At 51.7% G+C, this 13401-nt stretch carries 12 protein-coding genes; 1 reads left to right on the top strand and 11 read right to left on the bottom strand.

All coding sequences use genetic code 11. The annotated features are described in order from the left end of the window. Positions 1 to 21: 21 nt before the first annotated feature. The 10 genes from pgsA to sleB form a co-directional block, all read right to left on the bottom strand. Positions 22 to 609: a CDP-diacylglycerol--glycerol-3-phosphate 3-phosphatidyltransferase gene (gene pgsA / locus LOS79_RS06180; RefSeq protein WP_315417066.1), complete on the bottom strand. Its 588-nt coding sequence runs from the start codon at positions 607 to 609 to the stop codon at positions 22 to 24. A gap of 134 nt (positions 610 to 743) precedes the next feature. Further along, on the bottom strand, positions 744 to 1235 hold the full coding sequence (locus LOS79_RS06175; protein WP_315417064.1) for a YajQ family cyclic di-GMP-binding protein: 492 nt from the start codon (positions 1233 to 1235) through the stop codon (positions 744 to 746). Between the two features lie 259 nt (positions 1236 to 1494). Next, on the bottom strand, positions 1495 to 1695 hold the full coding sequence (locus LOS79_RS06170) for a hypothetical protein (RefSeq protein ID WP_315422601.1): 201 nt from the start codon (positions 1693 to 1695) through the stop codon (positions 1495 to 1497). 41 nt (positions 1696 to 1736) lie between these two features. After that, positions 1737 to 2684 (bottom strand): helix-turn-helix domain-containing protein, encoded by a 948-nt coding sequence (locus LOS79_RS06165; RefSeq protein WP_315417063.1) that lies wholly within the window; start codon positions 2682 to 2684, stop codon positions 1737 to 1739. A gap of 39 nt (positions 2685 to 2723) precedes the next feature. Beyond that, complete coding sequence (locus LOS79_RS06160) at positions 2724 to 3491, bottom strand: DUF3388 domain-containing protein (RefSeq protein ID WP_315417061.1); 768 nt, start codon at positions 3489 to 3491, stop codon at positions 2724 to 2726. Positions 3492 to 3639: 148 nt separating this feature from the next. Further along, entirely contained in the window at positions 3640 to 3900 is a 261-nt protein-coding gene (locus tag LOS79_RS06155) for a DUF3243 domain-containing protein (protein ID WP_315417060.1), read from the bottom strand. Between the two features lie 124 nt (positions 3901 to 4024). After that, positions 4025 to 4792 carry an elongation factor P 5-aminopentanone reductase gene (ymfI, locus tag LOS79_RS06150; protein ID WP_315417059.1) on the bottom strand — a complete coding sequence of 256 codons (768 nt, stop codon included), beginning with the start codon at positions 4790 to 4792 and terminating at the stop codon, positions 4025 to 4027. Beyond that, positions 4792 to 6072, bottom strand: a complete 1281-nt coding sequence (gene yfmH / locus LOS79_RS06145; protein ID WP_315417057.1) for an EF-P 5-aminopentanol modification-associated protein YfmH — start codon at positions 6070 to 6072, stop codon at positions 4792 to 4794. The genes ymfI and yfmH overlap by 1 nt, the downstream gene beginning before the upstream one ends. Positions 6073 to 6074: 2 nt before the next feature. Next, positions 6075 to 7355 carry an EF-P 5-aminopentanol modification-associated protein YfmF gene (yfmF, locus tag LOS79_RS06140; RefSeq protein WP_315417055.1) on the bottom strand — a complete coding sequence of 427 codons (1281 nt, stop codon included), beginning with the start codon at positions 7353 to 7355 and terminating at the stop codon, positions 6075 to 6077. 194 nt (positions 7356 to 7549) lie between these two features. Further along, positions 7550 to 8425, bottom strand: a complete 876-nt coding sequence (sleB, locus tag LOS79_RS06135; protein WP_315417054.1) for a spore cortex-lytic enzyme — start codon at positions 8423 to 8425, stop codon at positions 7550 to 7552. A gap of 173 nt (positions 8426 to 8598) precedes the next feature. On the opposite strand from sleB, the gene LOS79_RS06130 reads away from it, so the two are divergent. After that, positions 8599 to 10566, top strand: coding sequence for an ABC transporter substrate-binding protein (locus LOS79_RS06130; protein WP_315417052.1), 1968 nt, complete (start codon positions 8599 to 8601; stop codon positions 10564 to 10566). A gap of 70 nt (positions 10567 to 10636) precedes the next feature. Here LOS79_RS06130 and LOS79_RS06125 read toward each other — a convergent pair whose 3' ends face one another. After that, entirely contained in the window at positions 10637 to 13303 is a 2667-nt protein-coding gene (locus tag LOS79_RS06125) for an FtsK/SpoIIIE family DNA translocase (RefSeq protein ID WP_315417051.1), read from the bottom strand. Between the last annotated feature and the right edge of the window lie 98 nt (positions 13304 to 13401).

Raw genomic sequence — 13401 nt, 5'->3', positions numbered from 1 at the left:
TTTCAAGCTGCACAGCAAGCCTCAAGCATCATGAAGCTGCAATAGCTCTTTGTTCTTCACGAAATAATCGATTCCTGAATAAATGGTAACAAGCGCTGCGGCCCAAATCGCAATATCATCCAGCGGAATGCTGACGAACTGGAACGGGAAGTTGTTCAGCAGCAGCAGTGAAATGGCGACAATCTGAATTACTGTCTTTATCTTGCCCCATTTGCTTGCAGCCACTACTTTTCCTTCAAGCAAAGCAACCTGGCGCAGGCCGGTTACCGCGAATTCACGGCTGATGATAACAATGGCAATCCAGGAGTCGCATCTTCCCAGCTCTACCAGCGAGATCAACACTGCCGAGACCAGCAGCTTGTCCGCAAGCGGGTCGAGCAGCTTGCCGAGATTGGTGACCATGTTATACTTTCTGGCTATGTACCCGTCTATTCCATCTGTACTGGCTGCAAGCAGGAAGATGACAGCCGCAATCAGATGGTTAATTGAAAGCTGAAATGAGCCCCAATGGATCGGTTCCGGATAGAAGCTGAAATCCACCAGCAGAAAAAACATCATAATCGGGATAAGACAAATACGTGCTAGCGTGATACGGTTGGGCAAATTCACTGAAGTTCCTCCCCTGATCCATACGAATCCGTTATTCCACAATTTTCTTCAAAACTGCTTTAGATAGTATATTATAGCCATAAATAACACCCCGCAAAGTAAGTTGCGTATAATACGCTGCGGGGTACGTAATCTTACTTTAAATTGTTAAACTGCAGGTCCAGCGGTAAATCAGCTTTGCGCAGAAGCTGGATAATTTGCTGCAGATCATCACGGCTTTTGCCGGTAACACGAATCTGGTCGCCCTGGATCGTGCTCTTGACCTTGAGCTTGGAATCCCGGATGAGAATATTAATCTTCTTGGCATTTTCCTGGTCAATGCCCTGCTTCAGGCCAAGACGCTGGCGTACAGTTCCAAGTGAGGCAGGTTCAACTTTGCCGTAATCCATATTCTTAAGGGTGATTCCGCGCTTGACCATCTTCGACTGCAAAATATCGATGACCGCATTCAGCTTGTATTCATCCTCTGAGGCAATAATCAGCGCATCCTTTTCCAGCTTAAGGCTGCTCTTGCTGTTCTTGAAATCAAACCGGTTATCAATTTCCTTCTCGGTCTGGTGGACTGCATTGGTTAATTCCTGCATGTCCATTTTGGATACAATGTCGAATGAACTTTCCGAACTCATGATTCCACGTCCTTTTCTTACAATTCTGTTCTTATTATATGGGATAAGGTCCTCTAAAGTCTAATACTTGGAAAGCGGAGGCCTTACGAACACTACAAAATAACCCCACAAAGTGGGGCTTGGCTTCAAGGCTGACTCAGCTAGCCCAGCTTGAGGGTATCCGTTTCTGAGGGAAATATGTATGAACTTAATCCTCGCCTGGCGGAAAAAACACGCCTCCCGGAGAAGACTCTCCAGGAGACGCTCACATCTGAACCTTTTACCTGCTGCGTGCAGGAGCCCGGAACATATCCAGAATCCCAAGCACAACATGTGCCAGTCCGAAGCCCAGAATACCATAACCCCAGGCACCCGGTGTCAGATAATAACCAAGGAGACTGACAATTATGCCAAGTCCTGTTACGATCCAGCTGACGGTCATGAGTGTACACCTCACTTTGGCGTAAGAACTGTAAATCATTTCTAGGTTCTCCAATCTGCCAAAGTCTATACATTCATTTGCTATTCCGTAGTAATACTCTCTGTACCGCCGTCCTGTGTATTTCCTGCAGAAGCCGAGGTTCCGTCATCGAGCTCTAGGAGCAGCCGGGAAGATGTTTTACCGTCGGTAATGACTTGTCCATTGACTGTAATCGTCGTGGCAGGTGAATATCCTGATTTAATATACATGCCTTCACTGCCGAGTGTAAAGCTGAGGTTATCCCCGGCTTTGGTGGTCCCGAAGCTAAGCTTCTCCCCCTTGGAGTTCTCGCCTTTATATACCTCAAGCCAGCTGGCTCCGGTTGCGGCAATCGCTACCTGAACCTGGCTTCCGGCAGGTGCTGAAACCTTGTAAATGGTCGTTTTGCCTGATTTGCGGTCCTCCGTAACGGTTATAGACTGCGCGGACGGAGACGGAGAAGGCGACGGAGCTGCTGTAGGCGCTTCTGTGGCCGCCCCGGCATCCGGAGCCGTTGTTGCCGCTGCCCCGCCGCCGGCAGCAGTAGCTGAAGGCTCCACCTTCGACGGATCCTGTGTAGCCGTTGTGAGACTCCCCGTATCCGTTGTATCCGGATCAGCTTTGTTCATTGTCGAAGATGCATACAGATAGATCACCACAAGGATTAGGACAGGAAAAGTCCACATCAGCAGAGTAGGCAGCCATTTGGAATTCCGTTCAGCTTCCGGCTTGCGGCTCCGCTTCTGGATCACAGTCTCCATAGTAGTATCCACAGGAGCAGCAGGCACATTGCCGTGCTCTTCCATTAATTCATCCGGATTAACCCCGACCGCTTCGGCATAGGTCTTGATAAAGGCCCGGACATAAAAACTACCGGGAAGCACTTTATAATCACCCGCTTCGATGGCTTCCAAATATTTTTTGCGGATCTTTGTTACTTCCTGGACATCATCAAGACTCATCCCTTTTTGCAGACGCGCCTCCTTCAAATGCCGGCCCAGTTCCGACATACCATCACCTCCTAAATGTTAATTAACATGATTTATATACTAAAGATCATCACTGTAGCTAGTCGTAAACGACTCGTACAATATCTCTTCGTTCGGTGTATTACGCAGTTCGATAATAATATCGAAATCATCGAAGGTATACTCGGATTCGCGCACAAAAATATCCGGATGCTCAATCACCTTGGTGCTTGGCATGCTCATCACATTCTGCAGCAGGTTATAATGCTTCTCATTCGAGCGGATGGTGCTCACAATCCCGTCGATGATGAACACATTGTGCGGATTCATCTCATCATCAGCCAGCTGGCTGCGTACCGTCTGGCGCAGCAGCGTCGAAGAGACAAACGTCCAGCGCTTCATTGCGCAGACGCTGCCGGCGATAATGGATTCTGTCTTGCCGACCCGCGGCATGCCACGTAGTCCTATAACCTGATTCCCTTCCCTCTTAAACAGCTCACCAAGGAAATCCACCAGCAGTCCAAGCTCATCGCGGGTGAACCGGAACGTCTTCCGGTCATCTGAATCCCGGTCAATATATCGTCCATGCCGCACAGCCAGCTTATCCACCAGCCGCGGTGAACGCAATGCCGTAACCGTTATGTTATCCACTTTTTTGAGCATTTCGCCCATCAGCATGATCTTCTCGTCATCACTTGTTTCCAGCAGCATTCCGCGGGTCTTGCCTTCTACGCCGTTAATTGTCAGGATATTGACTTCCAGCATTCCCAGCATCGAAGCGATATCTCCAAGCAGACCGGGTCTGTTCTTATGTATCTTGTACTCCATATACCATTGTTTATATTCCACTTTAGCGCACCTCGTAGATTCCGTTTCCCTGAATGTCGTTTTTGATACACGGGTCATGTTAATGATATATAAAAAATTTTTGAAAGGCAAGGTCACTGTTGTAATAATTGCAGAAAAGCTCCCGCAGGGGGAGCTTCTTCCGCGTGCCTTATGCGTTTTTCTTCGCCAGCTTGACCATGAGTCCGGCAATCGTATGCTTCTCATCATCCGTTCCGACATCCCACAGCTCTTTGATGGCCCGGTTGGAGTAGTTGCCCGGATCGACCTTTTTATCGAGGAATTCCCCGATTTCGAAAGCCAGCTTGGTGATGGTCTCGTCGCTCATCCCCATTTTCTCGGCCTGAATGACCCGTTCGCCTAAAAAGCTTTTCCAGGTATCAAAGTTCTTCACTACGGAATCTGTTGACATCTTAAATCCTCCTCAAGGTTGTAATAATGTTGAGATTTAAAAGCAACAGTTATAATATGCTTCAAGCCGGAACATCTTATGCTGGAGCATTTCACCATAGGCTCATTAGTTCCATCCAGCAGGCTTATGTAATCCAGCCGCCGTTTGGACTGATTACCTGGCCGGTAATATAACCGGATTCAGGCAGCGCCAGAAAATATACAAGCGACGAAATATCCTCAGGGGAGGCCAGCCGTCCCGCAGGAATCTCCTCCTCCAGCATCTTCAGCTCATCCGCCTGCAGGTTATTCAGCATAGCTGTATGAACTGCACCGGGTGCTACAGCATTTACTGTGACCTTGGAGGGTGCCAGTTCCTTGGCCAGCGCCTTGGTAAAAGCATTTACCCCGCCTTTGCTGGCGGAATAGGCCACTTCACAGGAAGCGCCTGAAATTCCCCAGACGGACGACACATTAATAATCCGGCCGTAGCGCTGGGAGATCATGTACGGCATGAAGATTTGACTGCACAAGAACGTGCCCTTCAAATTCACAGCCATAATCTCATCCCATTCTTCCTCTGTCACATCGGCCAGCATGCCATAATGGGCTTTCCCGGCATTATTGACCAGAATGTCCGGCATCATGCCGCTGCTCTCAAGCCGCTCGGCCATCCGCAGCAGCTGGCTGCGGTCCTTCATATCCGCAGCCACTGTCATCACTTTAGCTCCCAGCGCCATACAGCGGCGGGCAACATCATTCGCTGCTTCATGAGAATTCATGTAATGGATCACAATGTTCATACCGACCGTGGCAAAACGCTCGGCGATGGCTCCGCCGATTCCCCCGCTGCCTCCGGTAATGAGCACCGTCATTTCATTAAGCGGTTTGCTGTCCTCTCCCGGCAATGTCATTAAGGGCTCACCACAAGCGAAACGGCCAGCTGCTCCCAGTCCACGTGGGCATGCAGACGGGCATTTACTTCCTCAAGCGTAACCGACTCATACAGCGGCAGCACCTCGAACAGGTCTCCGCCGCGGAACTGATAGCGTGTGAACTCATGGGCGATGCTTTCCGGCGAGTTCAGCATCCGCAGATAACCGCCGATTTTCTTTTTGCGGGCGCGTTCAAAGTCTTTCTCCGCGAAGCCTGATTCAAGAATGAGTCCGACTTCTTCCTTAATCCGCTCAAGGAGCAGCCCCGGATCCTTGGTATCCCCGCCGATCGCCGAGAAGGCGTATTGTGGCGAGCTGTTAAACTCATGGCCGAAGCTGTCTGAGATTAATTCCTCATCATACAGCTTCTGGTACAGCGGTGTGCTGCTGCCAAGCAGAAGATCCAGCATCAGTCTGGTTGTCAGGTCGCGGCGTACTGCGGCTTCGCCGGTCAGGCCATCCACCTTTTCCTTGAAGCCGAACATCATCTTGGGAATGGACACAGCAAGCTTGCTCTCTACATGCTTCGAGGCTACTTCATGCGGCTCCTCTGCGAAGATGCGGCTGATTTCGCCCTGCTTCTCGTAGTTTTTCCCCTTCTGGTTGCTGCGGATCAGTTCAAATACCTTCTCAGGCTCTACCCCGCCGACAATGAAGAGCAGCATATTGCTGGGATGATAGAAGGAATTGTAGCAGGTGTAGAGTGTTTCCTTGGTGATGGTGGAGATGGATTCAATGGTTCCCGCTATATCGATGTGCACCGGGTGTTTGGCATACATCGCTTCAATCAGCCCGAAATAGACACGCCAGTCCGGGTTATCCGCATACATGTTGATTTCCTGGCCGATGATGCCTTTTTCCTTCTCCACATTCTCGTCCGTGAAATAGGGACGCTGCACAAAATCAACCAGTGTGCTGAGATTCTGCTCAATATTCTCCGTCGCCGAGAACAGGTATACCGTCTGATCAAAGCTGGTGAATGCATTAGCAGATGCCCCGTTTGAAGCAAAAGTGGCAAAAATATCGCCTTCAGGCTCTTCGAACATTTTATGCTCCAGGAAGTGGGCAATGCCGTCCGGCACAGTCGTTTCTTCACCGCCAGCTACCTTGAAATGATTGTCCACCGATCCGTATTTGGTTGCGAAGGTGGCATAGGTTTTGCGAAAAGTGGGTTTGGGCAGCACATACACCTGCAGGCCGTTGTCCATAACCTCGTGATACAGCGTTTCTTGAAGTCGTTCGTAATGCAGCTTTTCCACCGTTATTCCTCCTTCCCAGTCAGGAAATAAATCGTATCAAGCTCGAAGGTGCCGGCTGCCGCCTTCACTTCTTCAGCTCCTATGCTGTCCACCTGATCCATCAGCTCCTGCGCAGAGCGGTCTTTACCGGACAACTGGCGGTTGAAGTCAAAAGAAATCATCTCAAATGCCGAGTCCTGAATTTCCGACAGCAGGTTGCGGATCATCGCTTTCGTCTGGCTCAGCTCCAGATCACTGATATTGCCGGCCTTCAGCTCATCCAGCTGTTTGCGGATAATGTCAACGGCTTTGCCGTAATTCTGGGTCTCGATGCCGGATTGAATGGTTCCGATGCCTTTATGCCCGTCATAACGCGAGGATGCGTAATACGCCAGACTCTCCTTCTCGCGTACGTTAACGAACAGCTTCGAATGCGGATAACCGCCCAGGATGCCGTTATACATCAGCGCAGAGGCATATCTGTCGTCCTTGTAGGTGATTGAGGTACGCAGCCCCATATTCAGCTTGCCCTGATTGACATCCAGCTTCTCTTCTACCGTCCGGACTTCCGTTACAGAGACCGGCGTGAAGTTAGACGCATAGGGAGCAGATCCGGCATGCTGGGCCCGGCCAAAGTTGGCTGTAACCAGCTTCTCTACTTCCTCAGGTGTTGTGTCCCCTACCACATACAAATCAAGTGTCGCATCGTTCAGCCAAGCGTTATACGACTGGTACAGCGATTCGGGAGTGATAGCATCCAGATCAGCCCTCTGGCCAAGCGGATGCAGGCGGTAAGGCTCCTGACGGCACATTTCCTCAATGCAGCGTTCAGCAGCGTAACGGATTTTATCGTTCACAATCGCTTCCAGCTTTTTGCGGACAGTCTCCCGTTCGGTGGCTACGTAGGAAGCACGGAAGCTCCCGTCTTCAAGCAAAGGCCGGGTTAATACCTCACCGAGAAAAGCAAAGGATTGGCCCAGCAGGCTCTCCTTGCTCTGTACAAAGGAGTCATTAATCGTATCCATGCGGAACTGGACAATCTGGTAATCCCCGCGTTTGTAAATATCGAAGCCGAAGCCGGCACCGTACAGCTCCTCGAGCTGTTCACGGAACTGGGTAGTCTCCGGGTAGGAAGCTGTACCCCGGCGGAGTACAAAAGGAACCAGCGCTGTAGGGGTAACCGTACTTTCGGCAAGCGGTACGCCGGCATAAAGTGAGATGGCGAACGTCTTGAACGCCTTGGTAGGCAGAACGTGTATGCGCATGCCTGCGGCGCTGCCATGTTGAAATCCATTATTTGTCAAGTCCAAAACTCCTTTGCGGCGTGGATAGATGCTATACAACAAGTTTATGAAGTATTATCCATTCTAAACCATTCCAAAGTAAGGAAGCAACCGGAACACAGCGTACCGGTTGCTCTCGGGGTGATTTATAAGCGGTACAGCCGGCTGCAGATCCTTCCCGGCTGATAATTAACCTTTCAAGTCTGCTTGGCAGTCTACATGCAGAAGATATGCTGGCCGATAGTTTTGACCTGCGGGCGGGTCCAGATCCACTTCGAAGTGGCCGTCTTCGGATTGAAGTAATAGATACATCCGCCCGACGGATCCCAGCCGTTCAGCGCCTGCTGTACAGCTTTGCGCGCCTGCTCGTTCGGCTCCAGATAAATCTGTCCGTCAGCTACAGCGGTGAAGGCTCCCGGCTGGAAGATCACTCCTGAAGGGGTGTTCGGAAAGCTCGGTGATTTTACCCGGTTGAGAATAACGGCGGCTACGGCAACCTGGCCCTCAAAAGGCTCCCCGCGGGCTTCCCCGTAAACGGCATTTGCCATGATTTTCAGATCATTCTCCGACAGGCCCATAGTATTCCCGGAAGACAGCTCGGCTGTGTTCTTCTTGGCCGTGCCAGCTGCAGCCGTTGTGTTCCCGGATGATGTGCTCTCCTTTTTCGCAGTAGAGGTTTTTGGCTCTGTAGGCTTCCATGCAGTCGTTGCATTGTACAGCTTGAGCTTCGTCTTGGCACCGACAACCCCGTCGGACTTCAAGCCGAATTTCCACTGGAACCAGGTGACGGCATTTTTCGTTTTGGTCCCGAACTGGCTGTCAATCGCCCCGGCGTAGTAGCCAAGATACTTCAGTCTGCCCTGCAGCTCATATACGTCCTGGCCGGACGATCCGACCTTAAGCGGAACTGTACCGAAAGCGGGCAGCGCCTCCTCCCCGTAATCAGAAATATCTGTTTCGGTAATAGCTGAAGCTGAAGCCTGCGGCTGGGCATAGATCACGGCATGATCTTCAAGAAATACGCCGGCAAACGGCGCTGCGGCCAACACAAGGGTTAATACGGCAAAGATCCACTGCTTATGTTTTGTCATGAGGGTTCGCTCTACCTTTCTCTTGTAAGTTCTGCATGAATGGCTAAAGTTATTATGACGACTGACAAGACATCCTATGCATAACCGGCGTGCGTACCTCAGTAAATTCGTTGCAACTGAGAACGATTATCAAATATACTTGAAATATGAAACAACAGGAGTTGAGAGCTAACATGAAGCTGAAGGATCATATCGTGCTGTGGAACCATGCTTTAATAGAAGTTATTGATATCCGCCAGGCCTCGTTTACTTATGCAGATCTGCCGCTACGGTACCGGCTGCCGGCAAGTACATATATGTATGTTATTCGCGGTACCGCCAGTGTAGTTATAGATGAAATTCCCTTTGAAGCAAGTGTGTCAAGTGTCTTTCATGGCGGTAAAGGCATGACCCTTGAAGTCCTCCGGACAGAGGGAATCCTGGAATACTATTTAATTATGTACAGAGCTACAATGACTCTTCCGGTGCGGAGGCATCTTGCAGCCCTTCTGGAGCGCAGCAGCCCTTTTGCTGAATCCTACCAGTTTATTCCTGCCCACCCGCTGCCGCTTTACGGTCTGCTGGCCCAAATGTACAACGAGTGGCAGAGCGGCGGGGTTCTTGAGCATTTGCATACAAAGGCGCTTTTCTATCAATGGGTCCATGAGCTGCATCAGCAGCGTCATGCACAGCAGGCAGCCTTTCCCCTTAAGGCAGATCCGCTGGAGCAGGCTGTACGTTATATGCAGGATGAGTATCACAAGCCGTTTCTGCTTGATACTTTGGCTGAGACACTTGGCACCAGCTCAAGAACATTATCAAGACTGTTCCGGGTCAGACTTCAGACCAGCCCGGCGCAATATCTGATCGGGATCCGGATGGAAAAAGCCCGCGGGCTGCTGCTGAATACCGGAGCCGCCCTGCATGAGATCGCAGCCGCTGTCGGCTATCCGGATGCCTATTCTTTTGGTAAAATGTTCAAGAAATTCTACGGCACCTCCCCGGTAAGGTACAAAAACTCTCTGCCTGCTGCAGGAAAATGGCCGGATATGCCATCTGACGTGTCTGCTTATGACATTGTCCGGGACGGCGGTCTCCGATATATTGATCATGATAATCATTATCAATATATCCTAAAAGGGGCGCCAGACATGTTCAGAACAGCTAAACCATCTCTAATTCTCACCTTGCTCTTATGCTTCACCATCCTTTTAAGCGCATGCTCCGCAGGTACAGCCGGCAACGCTGCTTCCGGCAGCGGCAACAATTCACCCGTTGCATCAGCCGCAGCAACTACAGCTCCGGATCAAGCATCCGCCGAAGCCCAGACCCGGACCATCTCAACGGTCAAAGGAGAAATTGAAGTTCCGGCTGATCCGCAGCGGGTGGTTGTACTCTATCTTCTGGGGGATGTTCTCGCTCTGGGCATCAAACCTGTCGGCGTATCTGACGTATCCGAGGGAGCCGCTTTCGAACAAGAGCTGCAGGATGTGCAGAAGCTGGGAAACTGGTTCGAAGCAAGTCCTGAGGTTGTTCTTTCACTGGAGCCGGACCTGATTATTGTCCCCTCCGAGGAGACCTACGAGGCATTGCATGATATCGCTCCAACCGTGCTCGTTCCATACGAGAAGATGACCGCTGAGGAACGTGTCAGCTTTATCGGACAGATATTAGGAAAAGAAGACCAGGCCACCTCCCTGTTCGACAGCTTCCATGCCAAGGTGGAGGAAAGCAAACAGAAGCTGCAGGAGGCCGGCATTCTCGGGTCTACAATCTCTATTATGGAAGGCGGTAAAGACCGCAGCATGGCTGTTGTCACCAGCAAGCAATTCGGCCGCGGCTCCCAGGTCATTTATGAATATCTCGGGATGAAAGCCCCGGAGCTTGTCCAGCAAAAGATCGATACCGCTACCGGCGCTGACGGTGAAACCGTATCGTTCGAAGTGCTGGCCGATTACAGCGGGGATTATATCTTCCGTTCTGCCTATGACGGCATGGCTGATCTGACTAGTGACCCGCTCTGGACCAGCATCCCGGCTGTCAAGGCCGGCCGGCTGATGGAGATTGATTTCGGCTTGTCCTATTACAGTGATATTTACTCGCTCAATGCCCAGCTTGATTACATCGTGGACAGCCTGCTTGCCGCACCGCGGGTGGAATAACGAGCTCCAATTCTTGGACTCGATTTACAAAAAAGAGATGGCCCGGATTACCCGGGTCATCTCTTTATCTTTAGGAGCTTATTCTTCCGTGCTGGTACTGTTCAAGTGACATCAGTACCTCACGCGGCTTGCTGCCCTCGTAAGGCCCTATGACTCCCCGGGCCTCCATCGCATCGATTAACCGTGCTGCGCGGGTGTAACCGACACGCATGCGCCGCTGAAGCAGCGATACGGAGGCCTGCTTGGCTTCGAGTATAATCTGGACGGCCTGCTCATACAATTCATCCTGCGGATCCTGGTCCTCAGCTACCATATCATCCACTTCGGGAACAAGGGATTCATCATAATCGGCTTCGCCCTGGCTGCTGACAAACTGGACAATCGTCTCAACCTCCTGATCGCTCATGAAAGCCCCCTGGACCCGGATCGGCTTGGAAGCGCCCATCGGCAGGAACAGCATATCCCCGCGTCCAAGCAGCTTCTCCGCCCCCGGCATATCAAGAATAGTCCGCGAATCCACATTCGACGATACGCCGAAGGCAATCCGTGATGGAATATTGGCTTTGATCAGACCGGTAATAACATCTACGGAAGGGCGCTGGGTTGCGATAATCAGATGGATGCCCGCAGCCCGCGCCATCTGGGCCAGCCGGCAGATTGCATCCTCTACATCATTCGCAGCCACCATCATCAGGTCGGCAAGCTCGTCCACAATGACTACGATATAAGGCAATACTGCTGCCGGGTTATCCTTCATTAATGAATTATAGCCTTCCATATTGCGTGTACCCGACTTGGAGAACAGCTCATAACGCTTCTCCATCTCTACTACAATCTTCTTCAAGGCGAGACTGGCCCGCTTGGGATCGGTCACGACCGGGGCAAGCAGATGCGGGATCCCGTTATAGACGTTCAGCTCGACCATCTTGGGGTCGACCATCAGGAACTTCACTTCATTCGGCTTAGCCTTGTACAGAATACTTGTAATAATGCCGTTGATGCAGACTGATTTACCTGAGCCTGTTGCACCGGCGACCAGCAGATGGGGCATCTTGGCCAGATTGCCGATAATGGTCTGGCCGGAAATATCACGTCCGAAGGCAATGGACAGCCGGGCATCCGCATCCTGGAAAATCTGTGTCTCCATCACTTCGCGCATGGTGACGACAGAGACCTCAGAATTCGGAACCTCAATCCCGATTGCCGACTTGCCGGGGATCGGCGCTTCCATCCGGATATCCTTCGCCGCCAGAGCCAGCGCAATATCATCCGTAAGATTGACAATCCGGCTCACCTTCACACCGATATCAGGCTGGATCTCATACCGGGTCACAGCCGGACCGCGGACAACCTCAAGCACCTTTGCCCGGACTCCGAAGCTTTCCAGAGTGGCTTCCAGCTTACGCGCTGTCTGCATATAGTCGTTCTGGTCGCCGGCTTTGCCGCCATTGTTAGGTTTGGAGAGCAGGCGGACAGAAGGAAGCTTGTACGGCTTAGGCGGCGGCGGGGGCGGAATTGCCGGAATCAGCTCACCATTCTCCGCCGCTGCAAGCAGGCCGTCCAGCTCCACAGGCAGCTCAGCCCCGCCGGAATCCTCCACTGCAGTTATAGCTCCGGCTGCTGCATGATGACTGGTATCGCCAGTAGCCGCAGCGGTACCTCCGCGCGCAGCAGGTGAGAAGCCTCCCCACTCCTCCCGGTCTTCCTCATTCAGCCCTTCCGAACGGATATGCTCGAAGAAGTCGCGGATAATCGGCGCAACCGGCTCTATGTCCTCCTCAGGGAAGTCATAATCATCCGGATTAACCGCCGGCTCTGTCCTGTCTGCTGCAAGCCCGGAAATGATCGGGCCTTTGCGCGATTCGGTAACGATGAGATCAGGCGCAGCTTCACCATCAGTCTCCTCTTCTTCCTGCTGCCCCTTACGGGCAGAACCGCTGAACCAGCCGGCAATTTTGCTTGCCAGTCCCGACTGAGCCCGCTTCGGCAGCTGCTGATCATCCTCATCATCTTCATAGTAATCATCGTCATCTGCCGGTTCCGGAGCAGCAGCCTTTCTGCTTCTGGCAGACTTTGCTGCAACGGGAACGGCGGCAGGCCGGTTCGCAGCCTTTTGCTTAATCCCTTCCAGCAGCTTGACCGTTCTGACACGCAGCAATGTAAACAGTTCAACATAAGACAGATTGGTAATCAGCATGAAGCTGATGGCGAGCAGTACAATCATCAGCAGCTTGGCGCCCAGATTGCCGAACAGCCACAGGAGCGCCGCATATTCCAGGGCTCCGAGATACCCTCCGCTGATATCTTTACCCAGCATATAGACACTGCTGTCCCCCGTTCCTTGAGACAGCGCGCCTGAAAGATCATTATGTATCTGTGAGAGCACATTGCCGGGATGCAGCATCCCGATAGGCCCCAGCTTCTGCTGCATCGCTGAAATAGTACTCATCAGGCACATGGACAGCAGTAGCAGCAGCCCTCCGGTATACCGGCTATTCCAGGATGACGGCCATTTGCGGTGAATCATCACCATCAAGCCGTAGATAATCCCGGCCAGCGGCAGCACGAAATAGAATCTGCCGAGCAGATAGCCAGCCATACTTGAAAGCGAGCGGCCGACTGCCGCTTCTCCGGACAAGGCAATGACTGATATTGTAATCAGCAGAATACCATAGATCTCATATTTTAAAACGCTGCCGAGCAGCGCTTTTTTCTTTTTCTTTTTCCGTTTAGCCACGCCAGCCACCCCCGGAACACATTATACCATATAATGGCGTGGCGTACCTATGTTCTCTTTTGTCAGAAAATGCATCTATAGGGTGTATGTTCGCCTTA

Source organism: Paenibacillus sp. MMS20-IR301, from assembly GCF_032302195.1.
GTDB lineage: Bacteria > Bacillota > Bacilli > Paenibacillales > Paenibacillaceae > Paenibacillus_AQ.
The sequence above is the reverse complement of the archived record's forward strand: the minus strand, read 5'-3'. Positions and strand labels throughout refer to the sequence as shown.